The following is a 10903-nucleotide window of genomic DNA, read 5'->3' as shown; positions in this document are numbered from 1 at the left end:
GCGCGGTGGCCACCACCCGCACGATCGTCATCACGCCCCCGGGCCGCCTACCGCTGCCCGGCTGGCGCGAGCTCTGGGAGGCCCGCGAGGTCTTCACCCGGTTCGGCATCCGGGACCTGAAGCTGCGCTACCGGCAGACCGCGCTCGGTGTGATCTGGGTGGTCCTGCAACCACTGCTCAGCGCGGGCATCTTCAGCATCGTCTTCGGGCAGATCGCCGACCTGTCCAGCGACGGGGTGCCGTACTTCGTGTTCTCCTTCGCCGGGATGCTGGCCTGGACGCTGTTCAACGGGATCGTCACCCGGGCGGCGCCCTCCCTGGTGAACAACCAGGCCCTGGTGTCCAAGGTGTTCTTCCCCCGGATGCTGGTGCCGCTGTCGGCGGTGCTGAGCGTGCTGGTCGACTTCCTGGTCGCGGCGGTGCTGATGGTCGGTCTGCTGGTCGTCTACGGGATCAACCCGGGCTGGGCGGTGCTGGCCCTGCCGGGCTGGATCCTGCTGGTGATCCTGCTCGGCTCCGGGATCGGGCTGCTGTGCTCGGCGCTGATGGTGCAGTTCCGCGATGTCGCCTACGTGGTGCCCTTCGCGATGCAGACACTGCTGTACGCCAGCCCGCTGGCCTATTCGCTGAGCTCGGTGGGCGAGAACATCCGCTGGCTGTTCGACCTGAACCCGCTGACCTGGATCCTGGAGGGCTTCCGCTGGTCGCTGCTCGGACTGGCCCAGCCCGCGCCCTGGCAGCTGATCGCGGCGGTGGTCGTGTCGGTGGGGGTGTTCGTGGCCGGCGCGCTGGTGTTCTCGAAGATGGAACGCGGCTTCGCGGACGTGATCTGAGGTGCGCCGCAGGGGGGTGGCCATCGGGTCGGTCGGACTGATCGGCGTGCTGCTGGTCGGCACCGGCGTGGTGCTGGTGCGCGACCGCGGGTCCGAGGCCGCGGCGGTCGAACCACCCGCCGCCGGGCAGTTCGCCGCGCCGGTGTGCGGGGTCGCCGACCCCGACCGCTACGCGGCGCTGCCCACCGATGCGCCGATGGCCGGGGTCGAGACCGTGGTGCCGTCGCTGGATGCGGTGCCGGGCGCGCTGGCCGCCACCGACGACTACCTGGCCACGCTCACCGACGGCACCGTGCAGCGCTGGTCCGCCGACGGTCACGCCCTGGACGCCGTCGACGTCGGCGACGCCGGGTCCTTCGCGCTGACCGACGACGGCACGGTGCTGGCCGCGACCGACGCGGACACCGTGGCCGGCTGGGCGCTGGACGACCAGGACCCCGGCGTCACCTGGCAGCTGGGCGACCTGGACCGCGGTGACGTGCGCGCGGTGATCGGCTGGTCGGCGGGCACCGACGCACTGGCGGCGGTCGCTTTCACCGATGCGCCGCGGCTGGCCCTGCTGCGGGCGGACGGCACCGTCGACCCGGACGGCCCGCGCGTCCCGGTGGACTTCTACCCCCGGTTCTTCCCGCTGGACGACGGTGGGCTGGCGGTGATGAGCGACGCCGCCGCCGACCAGTCGTCGACGATCACGCTGACCCGGTACGACGCCGAGGGCACCGCCGGGCTGAGCATCACCGGGTTGCTGGACACCCCGTCGAACGGCCGGGCCAGCACCCTCGACCATCCGACCGGCGTAGTCACGGCCGCCGACGGCGGGCTGCTGCTGGCCGGACCGACCTGGCGGCTGGTCGAGGTCGGGCCGGACGGGGTATGGCGGCGGATCGCGCTCTCCGGCCAGGGGCAGGGGTCGACCTTCACCTTCGCGGACCTCACGCCGGTGGTCCGGACCGACGGCGGGCTGCTGTTCGTCTCCCCGACCGAGGACGGCTTCCAGCTCAGCCGGGTGGCCGACGACCAGCTCGACCTGCTGCTGGACGCGCCGGTGACCTGGGACCTGAACCACGCGTCGACGATGGACCGCCTCGGCTACGGCCTGGGGCTGAGCACCCCGGCGGTCGACGACTACTTCCCGGCCGGTGACGACCCGGCGGTGACCTTCGACGTCGACCCGCAGTGGGGCCGGCTGTCCGGCGCTTACACCCTGCACTACCGGGTGACCGGTGACCCGACCCTGGACGTGACGCCCACCGAGGGCACCCTGGACATCCCCGCCGACGGTGGCTCCGTGCCCCTGGCCCTGCCGCCCGCCGTCCCCGGGGCGTACGAGGTGCACGCGACGCTGGTCGAGGCCGACACCGGGGTGACCCGCACCGCGACCTGCCTGCGCTACGCAGTGGGGGCGCCGGCGTCGACCCTCGACCCGGCCGGACTGGCGGAGGGCGCCGACTGGGGCGGCGCCGGACCGCTGCGCGGCGTGCAGCTGGCCGACCAGCTGGGGATCGGCAGCTACCGGGCGCAGCTCGACTTCGGTGGCCTGGTGCCGGACCCGACCGCGCCCGCGAGCGCCGCCGGGCTGGACCTGGACGCCCTGCCGGACGGACTGGCCGAGGCGGCGGCGACGGCGGCGCGGACCGGGGTGCAGCTGTACGTCCAGGTCGGCCAGGGCGGTGACGCCGAACGTGCGGCGGTCGCGGCCGGGACCTGGGGCGACTGGGTGCGGGTGATCGCGCAGGCGCTGCCGTTCGTCCACCAGTGGGCGCCGTGGAACGAACCGAACAACACCGGCTTCGGCGACGGTGGTGACTACGCCCGGCAGGTGCTCGCCCCCTTCGCCGCCGGGGTCCGGGCCGCCGACCCGTCCGCCCGGGTGATCGGCGGCAACGCGCTGAACGTGGTGGTCGGCTGGTACCAGCAGCTGATCGACGCCGGTGGCTGCGCGCACCTGGACGTGATCGGCATCCACCCGTACACCGGCTTCAACCGGTCGTGGCAGGAGGAAGGCAGCGCCGGGCCGATCGGTCAGATCACCGCCCTGCGGCAGGCCCTGGCCGCGGAGCCGAGCTGCGCCGGGAAGGCGATCTGGGACACCGAGTCCGGCTGGTGGTCGGACGGCCCGGCGAACCACTGGCAGCAGGCCCAGGACGTGGCCCGGACCCGGTTGCTGCTGACCACGCTCGGGGTGGACGAGTGGACCTACTTCTTCAGCGAGGGTGGTTGGGGCGAGGGCGGGTTCTCCTGGTCGCTGGTGCAGGTCGGGTCCTTCGTGAAGCCGGCCGCCCTGGCGATGGCCACGGTGGACCGGATGCTGGCCGGTCGGGGTGCGCCGCGGGTGCTGGACACCGGGGACGGGGCGGTGACGGCGCTGGCCTACGACGCGCCGCCCCCACCGCACAGCGCGGATCAGCTGCTCGCCGTCTGGGCGGCCGATGCGACCACCACGGTCACCGTCAGCGCGCCGAGCCCGACCACCGTGACCGTCACCGACCTCTACGGCGGCACCCGCTCCCTGGACGTCGGACCGGAGGGTGTCGCGCTGCCGGTCACCGGCGCGCCGGTGTACCTGACCGGAGCCGCCACGCTGACCGTGGCCAGCCCGGCTCCGCTGCTGCCCGCCAGCAACCTGCTCACCGGCGGCACCGTCACCGCGTCCTCCGGCACCGACCCCAGCACGTTGATCACGGCGGAGGGTGCGCAGGCGGCACCGTGGCAGGCGGGTCCGCGCACCGACGACGGCCCGGACGTGAGCCCGTGGGTCGAGGTCGCGTTGCCCGCACCGACGACGATCAGCCGGGTCACCGTCACCTCGGCCGGCATCCGGTGCTGCACCGCGGGCGTCCGGGCGTACACGGTCAGCGCACTGGTCGACGGACAGTGGCAGGAGGTCGGCGGCGTGGCGGGTGCGTTCCTGGACCGGAGCACCGCCGTCGACTTCGACCCGGTGACGGCGACCGCGATCCGGGTCCAGGTGCCGAGCACCGCGGCCCGCGGCGTGACGATCCCCGACCTGAACTACTCCGGCCAGTACGGCGGCCTGCTCCCGGCCTGGGAACCCGTCGCCCCCACCCCCACCTGGCCACTCTCCCTCCTCCACCTCTCCGCCTCCGCCCCCTAGCTCCCCACGCCCCCAACCCCCGCCCCAACCCCAACCCCCCGCCCCAGCCCCAGCCCCACCCGCGACCGAAGTCGGCAGTCCACGCCTGAGGTCGGCACATCGCCCGCCCGGTTCTGGCACCAACTGCCGACCTCGACCCGGCCTCCGGATCGCACGCCAGCCCCCGCTCAGTCTGAATTGGAAGGACCCTGTCGATGACTTCCCGTGCCACTGTCGGCATCCCCGTCTACAACGGTGAGCGCTACCTGAGCGCCGCACTCGACTCGGTGCGCGCCCAGGACGAGCCGGACATCGAGATCGTCATCTCGGACAACGCCTCCACCGACGGCACCGAGGCGATCTGCCGGGCGGCGGCGGCCGAGGACCCGCGAATCCGCTACCACCGGCAGGAGGTGAACCGGGGTGGGGCGTGGAACTTCAACCACCTGGTCGAGCTGGCGACCACCCCGTACTTCACCTGGGCCGCCGCCGACGACATCCGTCGCCCCGCCTTCGTCCGGCGCTGCCTGGAGGTGTTCGCCGCCGCCGACCCGGCCACGGTGCTGGTCTACCCGCGCACCCGGATCATCGACGCCGAGGGCCGGATCATCGAGGACCTGAACGACGCCGACCTGGCCTGCGACGAGCCCACCCCGCACCAGCGGATGCGGCACTTCCTCACCGCGCAGGCCGCGCACATCTTCTACGGGCTGCACCGGACCGAGGTGCTGCGCAGCACCCGCGGCATCCGCCCGGTGGTCGGCAACGACATGGTGCTGCTCACCGAACTCGCCTGCCGCGGACCGTTCGCCCTGGTACCCGAACAGCTGTTCCTGCAGCGTCGGCACGCCGAGCAGTTCTCCGCCCAGGGGCAGGCACAGGTCGCCTGGCACGCTCCGCAGGCATCGGTGCGCTTCGCCTTCCCGCACACCCGGGTGAGCGTGGAGCTGCTGCGCGGGGTGGCCGACTCCGGGTTGCCGGTCGGCGAACGGCTGCGGGCGCTGGCCACGGTGCCCACCGCCTGGACCCTGCCGCGCTGGCGTGGACCCGCCGCGGACGTCTGGGCGGCGCTGGGCCGACAGCCCCGCAGCCAGCGGGCGGTGGTCCGGGCATGACGACCCCACCCCGTCGCCCCGAGCTGCACCTGCTCACCCCGGGCGACCACTTCTCCCCGCGCACCGGTTCCGCGATCCCGACCGTGGTCGACGGGCTGTGCGCCGCCCTCGGACCGCTGCCGTCCGACGAGCGTCCCCGGGTGGCGGTGGCGCGCGGCACCTACCCGGACCGGTACCCGAGTGCTGTACCGGTGGAGTACGACCTGCCGGAGTCGGCGCGGGCCGACCGGTACCTGGACGCCGCCGCCGGACGACTCGGCCTGCCGCGCCCCGGTGTCCGGCGCGGACTGCGCGCCGCGCTGCGCACCCAGAACCGGCTCGACGACGGGGTGGTGCTGCTGCACAACGCCCCGCAGGCGGTGCCACTGGTCGAGGGTCGGCACACCCCGGTGCTCTACGCGCACAACTCGCTGCTGCGCAGCTACACCCACACCGAGGCCGGGCGCACCCTGGAGCGGGCGGCGGCGATCGTCTGCGTCAGCGCCGCGCTGGCGCAGCAGACGGCCGACCACCTGCCGCCTTCGCTGCACGACCGGCTGCGCGTGGTGCCGAACGGCGTGGACACCGTCCGGTTCCGGCCCCGGGCCGACCCGCGGCGGGGTGAGCGGCTGCGGGTGCTGTTCGTCGGGCGGATGATCCCGGACAAGGGTGCCGATGTGCTGCTGGACGCCGTGCTCCGGCTCGCCCGGCCCGATCTGGACCTGACCCTGGTCGGGAGCCAGAACTTCGACGCCGGGGCCGGGCCGAGCGCCTACCAGCGGGACCTGACCCGCCGCGCGACGGCGCTCGGCGACCGGGTGCACCTGCACCCCTTCACGCCGCGGTCCCGGATCGCCGCGCTGTTCCGCGCCGCCGACGTGCTGGTGGTGCCCTCGCGCTGGGCGGAGCCCTTCGCTCTGACGGTGCTGGAGGGGATGGCCAGCGGAGTGCCGGTGGTCGCCTCGGCGATCGGTGGCATCCCGGAGGCGATGGGCGGCGCCGGGATCCCGGTCCCGCCGGACGACCCGGCGGCGCTGGCGACGGTCCTGGACGCGCTGGCCACCGACGAGGGCTACCGGCAGCGGGTCGGGCGCGAGGGTCGGGCGCGGGCGGAGGCGGGCGACTGGGGCTGGGCCCGGCAGCGACTGGACCGGGTGGTTTCACCCGCGCCGGTCGGGTGAAGCCCTGTCCGATTTGTCCAGCATGAGGATTTTGCCCGGCACGATGGTCGGCATGCGCATTCTGCGGATCTCCCACAGTGCGGTCGTCACGGCGTGGCGACAGCGGGAGCACGCCCTGCGCGCCGACGGCAGCACCGTGCACCTGCTGAGCGCCCGGCGCTGGCCGGAGGGCGGCCGCCCCGTCGACCTGGATCCGGCACCGGACGAGGACGTGGTCGGCGTCCGCACCCTCGGTCGCCACCCCCAGCTGTTCCTCTACGACCCGCGCCCGCTCTGGCGCGCCCTCGGCCAGCCGTGGGACCTGATCGACCTGCACGAGGAACCCTCGGCGCTGGCGACCGCCGAGGTGCTGTTGCTGCGCGCGCTGCGCCGGGTCAGCACGCCCTACCTCCTGTACTCGGCGCAGAACATCGCCAAGCGCTATCCGCCGCCGTTCCGCTGGTGCGAACGGTGGGCGCTGCGCCACGCGGGTGCGGTGAGCGTCTGCAACGCGGCCGCCGCCCGGATCCTGCGGGACAAGGGGCTGCGAGCGCCGGTGCGGGTGATCGGCCTCGGGGTGGAGATGGCCGCACCACAGACCCGGGCCCGCGTCACTCCCGCAGCTGCTGTCTCGGCGGAGCGCGGTGGCACCGGAGGACGACACGCCACGCCACCCCGCTTCCGGGTCGGCTACGCCGGACGCTTCCTCGCCCCGCACAAGGGGATCGACACCCTGCTGACGGCGGTCGCGGACGAACCCGGCTGGGAGCTGCACCTGGCGGGCGACGGGCCACAGGCGTCCGAGCTGCGTGCCCGCGCCGACCGCGCCGACCTGGCCGGGCGGGTGACCTTCCACGGGGCGCTCGCCGACGCCGACCTCAACGCGTTCTACCGTTCGCTGGACGTCCTGGCGGTGCCGTCGGTGGCCGCCCCCGGCTGGCTGGAGCAGTTCGGCCGGGTGGCGGTGGAGGCGATGGCCCTCGGCGTGCCGGTGGTGGTGTCGGACAGCGGCGCACTGCCGGAGGTGGTGGCGGACGCGGGGCTGGTCGTGCCGCCCGGGGACGCGAGCGCCCTCCGCACGGCGCTGCGCCGGGTACAGGACGAGGACGGGCTGGCGGCTCGGTTGCGGGCCGACGGACTGGCGCGGGCGCGGCGGTACACCTGGGCGGCGATCGCGGAACAGTACCGGGAGTTGTACCGGGCGGCGCTCGGCACGACGACCAGCACGCGGGCGGGCGAGGTCCCGCCGTCGACTCGGCCCGCACCGTCCGGTGACCCGGCGCCCGCGCCACGGCCCGACCCCGAGGTGGTCGTCGTGGCCTACGGCGCCCCCGGCCCGCTCGCCGACGCCCTGGCCCCGCTGGCCGGACACCTGCCGATCACCGTGGTGGACAACTCCGGCGACCCGGAGGTCCGCGCCGTCGCCGCCGCCGCCGGTGCCCGCTACCTCGACCCGGGCGCCAACCTCGGCTTCGGGAACGCGATCAACCGGGTGCTGGCCGACCGGCTGGACCCGGAGGCCGACCTGCTCCTGCTGAACCCGGACGCCCGGATCGACCCGGCCGGGGTGCGCGCCCTCGGTGCCGCACTGCACGCCGACCCGCGACTCGCCGCGGTGGGACCCGTCCAGCTCGATGACGACGCGGTGCCGTCCCGGGTGCGCTGGCCGTTCCCCACCCCCGGCGGAGCGTGGCGGCAGGCGGTGGGCCTCGGACTTCCGAACACCGACGACGGCTTCGTGATCGGCTCGGTGCTGCTGCTGCGCGCCGCCGCCCTGGCCGAGGTGGGCGGCTTCGACGAAGCGTTCTTCCTCTATGCGGAGGAGACCGACTGGCAGCGCCGGGCACGCAGCGCGGGCTGGTCATTGGCGGTGGTGGACACCGACGCGCGGCACACCGGGGGCGGCACCAGCGCGGACCCGACCCGACGGGACACCCACTTCCACGCCGGCCAGGAGCGCTACCTCCGCAAGCACCACGGGGATGCCGGCTGGCAGCTCGCCCGGCTCGGGGTCGTGGCCGGGGCGCTCGTGCGTGCCGTGCTGCCGGGTGAGACCGGGCGCTCGGCACGGCTGCGCGCCCACCTGTACCTGCGCGGGCCGATCCGGGCGGAGCGGGCGCTGGGTGACCCGCGCCGCCCCCGGTCGTCGGTGCTGGACCCGCTGCCACCCCGTCCTCCGGTGGCAGCCCCGACGACCCGGCCCGCGCAGCCCCACCCCGACCAGCCGACACCACCCGAACCCGCCCGGACCGACGGCGATCCGAGCACTCAGCCCGGCGACAACCCGACAGCCCGGCCCCGGGAGGCAGCGTGAGCACCGAGACCGAGCCGGGCACAGTGAACGAGCCGCGCACAGCGACCGCGCCGAGCACGGTGAGCGCCGCCCCCCGCACCCGGCTCCCCCAGCCCACCCTCCCGCAGCGGATCGCCCTGGCGGCGGGGGTGGCGGCGATCGGCGTCGTGCTGGTCCTCACCACCTCGCTCAATCCCTGGTACACCCTCGGCATCGGCGCCCTGCTGCTGGTGATCGCCCTCACCCTGCGCGAGCCGATCGCCCTGCCGGTGCTCGCCATGCCCGCGCTGCTGCTGGTGAACCGGGTCGGCGGGACGCTGTCGGTATCGGACTTCGTGCTGTTCGCCGCGTTCTGGCCCGCCCTGCTCTTCGCCCGACGGCCCCTGGGTCGGACCCTGCGCAACCTGCTGTGGGCGAACGCGTTCTACCAGGTCACCGTGCTGTTCACCGTGATCGCGAATCCGTACCTGGCCAACGCGGTCGAATGGGTGCACTCCTGGCTGCTGGTCGGGGGCGCGCTGCTGGTCGGCTGGGCGATCGGGGCCGCCGGCTGGGCACGCCTCGCGGTGGTGCTGTACCTGTCCGGGAGCGCGGTGGTCACCGTCGCGGCGCTGACCCAGTTCGGGATGAACCTAGCGGCGGGCAACACCGGGGCGGTCTACCTGAACGAGCCCTTCCTGATGCACAAGAACTTCATCGGCTGCGTGCTCGCCTTCGCCGCGGTGGTGGTCTACGCCCGGCCCCGCTGGCTGCGCCTGAACAACCTGCTGTGCCTGAGCCTGTTCGGGTTCTTCCTGGCCGGGATCCTGGTCTCGCAGTCCCGGCAGGCGTTGATCGGACTGGCCGTGGCGGTCACCGTGATCGCCCTGCGCCCCGACCCGAGTCGGCGGCGGTCCAAGGTCGTGCTCCTGGCGGTGGCGGTGGCCGCGGTGGTGGTCGGCTTCCTGGTGCAGGACCAGCTGGAGTCCGGCGACCAGTACAACTCGGCGTATCAGCGCCTGGTCTGGTTCGGGCAGTCGCTGCGGATCTGGGAGCAGTACCCGGTGTTCGGCGCGGGTCTGCGCTGGTGGTACACCGACCGCTTCGACCAGCAGTTCCAGCCACCGAACGCGGAGTTCGAGATGCTGTCCTCCGGCGGGCTGGTCGGGCTGGTCGGCTTCCTGGTGATGTTCGCCGCGATGCTGGTCATCCTGTGGCGGATGGACCGGCGGTTCGGCACCCTGGCGTTCGTCCTGGTGCTGATGCGGTTCGTGCAGGGGCAGTTCGACCTGTTCTGGGTCGCGGCACAGGTGTCGATCCCGTTCGTGCTGGCGGGGATCTGCCTCGGCGCGCAGGAGCACGTCCGGCGGCGGCGACTGGACGAGGACGATCACGACCATCGCGGCTTCGCGCTCACCCCCCGGAGCGACCCGTGATCGGCCCGGAGGTGGTGCACGTGGTCTGCACCGAGGCCTTCGCCGGGGTGGAGCGCTACGTCAGCACCCTCGCCCGGTGGCAGGACGACCGGGGCACCCGGGTGCTGGTGCTCGGCGGCGACCCGGCCCGGATGCCGACCGAACTGGCGGGCACCGGGATCGACTGGCGCCCGGCCGGGACCTGGCGTCAGGCGGCCCGGCAGCTGCGCGGCACCCGGCCCGCAGTGGTGCACGCGCACATGACCGCCGCCGAGCTCGCCGCGGTGCTCACCGCCCGCGCCCCGGTCGTCGCCACCCGGCACTTCGCGGAGCGGCGCGGATCCTCGCTGCCCGCGCGGACCGTCGGTCGCTACCTCACCCGACGGATCGCGGCCCAGATCGCGATCAGCGCGTTCGTCGCCGACCGGGTCGAGGGCACCAGCGTGGTCGCCCACCCCGGCGTGCCGGTGCTGCCACCGGCGACGGCCACCCGGCGACCGGTGGTGCTGATCGCCCAGCGGTTGGAACCGGAGAAGCGCACCGACCTCGGCCTGCGGGTCTGGGCGGCGTCCGGCCTCGGGGCACGCGGGTGGGAGCTGCACATCGCCGGCACCGGGTCACTGCGGCCGGAACTGGAGACGATGGCGCGGCGGCTCGGGGTCGGCGACTCGGTGCGCTTCCTCGGTGCCCGCACCGACGTCGACACCCTGTTGTCCACCGCCGGGATCCTGTTCGCCCCGCGCGGCGACGAGCCCTACGGGCTGTCGGTGGTGGAGGCGATGGCGCACGGGGTGCCGGTGGTCGCCGGGGCTGGTGGCGGCCACAGCGAGACGGTCGGCTCGGTGCCGGAGGCCGTGCTGGTGCCCCCGGACGACCCGACCGCGGCGGGCAGGATGCTGGCGGCCCTCGCCGACGACCCGGCACGCCGCGCGCGCTACGGTGCCGCGCTCCGGGCTGCCCAGCAGGAGCGGTTCGCGCTGGATACCCACGCTGCCGCCGTCGAGTCGGTCTACGCGGAGGTCCGACGATGAGCCT

7 protein-coding genes are annotated in these 10903 nt (G+C 74.3%); all 7 read left to right on the top strand.

From position 1 onward, the window contains the following. The first annotated feature begins 5 nt into the window (after positions 1–5). The 7 genes from HGK68_RS02980 (at position 6) to HGK68_RS02950 (ending at position 10899) form a co-directional block, all read left to right on the top strand. Positions 6–833: an ABC transporter permease gene (locus HGK68_RS02980; protein ID WP_169164614.1), complete on the top strand. Its 828-nt coding sequence runs from the start codon at positions 6–8 to the stop codon at positions 831–833. A 1-nt stretch (position 834) separates the two neighbouring features. Then, positions 835–3948: a discoidin domain-containing protein gene (locus HGK68_RS02975; RefSeq protein WP_169164613.1), complete on the top strand. Its 3114-nt coding sequence runs from the start codon at positions 835–837 to the stop codon at positions 3946–3948. A 194-nt stretch (positions 3949–4142) separates the two neighbouring features. After that, on the top strand, positions 4143–5042 hold the full coding sequence (locus HGK68_RS02970) for a glycosyltransferase family 2 protein (RefSeq protein ID WP_169164612.1): 900 nt from the start codon (positions 4143–4145) through the stop codon (positions 5040–5042). Continuing rightward, the gene (locus tag HGK68_RS02965; RefSeq protein WP_169164611.1) at positions 5039–6202 is read left to right on the top strand and encodes a glycosyltransferase family 4 protein; all 1164 of its coding nucleotides are present in this window, start codon (positions 5039–5041) and stop codon (positions 6200–6202) included. The genes HGK68_RS02970 and HGK68_RS02965 overlap by 4 nt, the downstream gene beginning before the upstream one ends. 52 nt (positions 6203–6254) lie before the next feature. Continuing rightward, positions 6255–8495 (top strand): glycosyltransferase, encoded by a 2241-nt coding sequence (locus HGK68_RS02960; protein WP_246260542.1) that lies wholly within the window; start codon positions 6255–6257, stop codon positions 8493–8495. After that, positions 8492–9889 (top strand): O-antigen ligase family protein, encoded by a 1398-nt coding sequence (locus HGK68_RS02955; protein ID WP_169164610.1) that lies wholly within the window; start codon positions 8492–8494, stop codon positions 9887–9889. Before HGK68_RS02960 ends, HGK68_RS02955 begins: the two co-directional genes overlap by 4 nt. Then, on the top strand, positions 9886–10899 hold the full coding sequence (locus HGK68_RS02950; RefSeq protein WP_169164609.1) for a glycosyltransferase family 4 protein: 1014 nt from the start codon (positions 9886–9888) through the stop codon (positions 10897–10899). Before HGK68_RS02955 ends, HGK68_RS02950 begins: the two co-directional genes overlap by 4 nt. Positions 10900–10903: the final 4 nt, after the last annotated feature.

Source organism: Cellulomonas taurus, from assembly GCF_012931845.1.
Taxonomy (GTDB): Bacteria; Actinomycetota; Actinomycetes; order Actinomycetales; family Cellulomonadaceae; genus Cellulomonas; species Cellulomonas taurus.
The sequence above is the reverse complement of the archived record's forward strand: the minus strand, read 5'-3'. Positions and strand labels throughout refer to the sequence as shown.

Excerpts from the sequence above, each read along its gene's own strand:
- HGK68_RS02970 (WP_169164612.1), top strand. The coding sequence starts at position 4,143 with ATGACTTCCCGTGCCACTGTCGGCATCCCCGTCTACAACGGTGAGCGC.
- HGK68_RS02965 (WP_169164611.1), top strand. The coding sequence starts at position 5,039 with ATGACGACCCCACCCCGTCGCCCCGAGCTGCACCTGCTCACCCCGGGC.
- HGK68_RS02960 (WP_246260542.1), top strand. The coding sequence starts at position 6,255 with ATGCGCATTCTGCGGATCTCCCACAGTGCGGTCGTCACGGCGTGGCGA.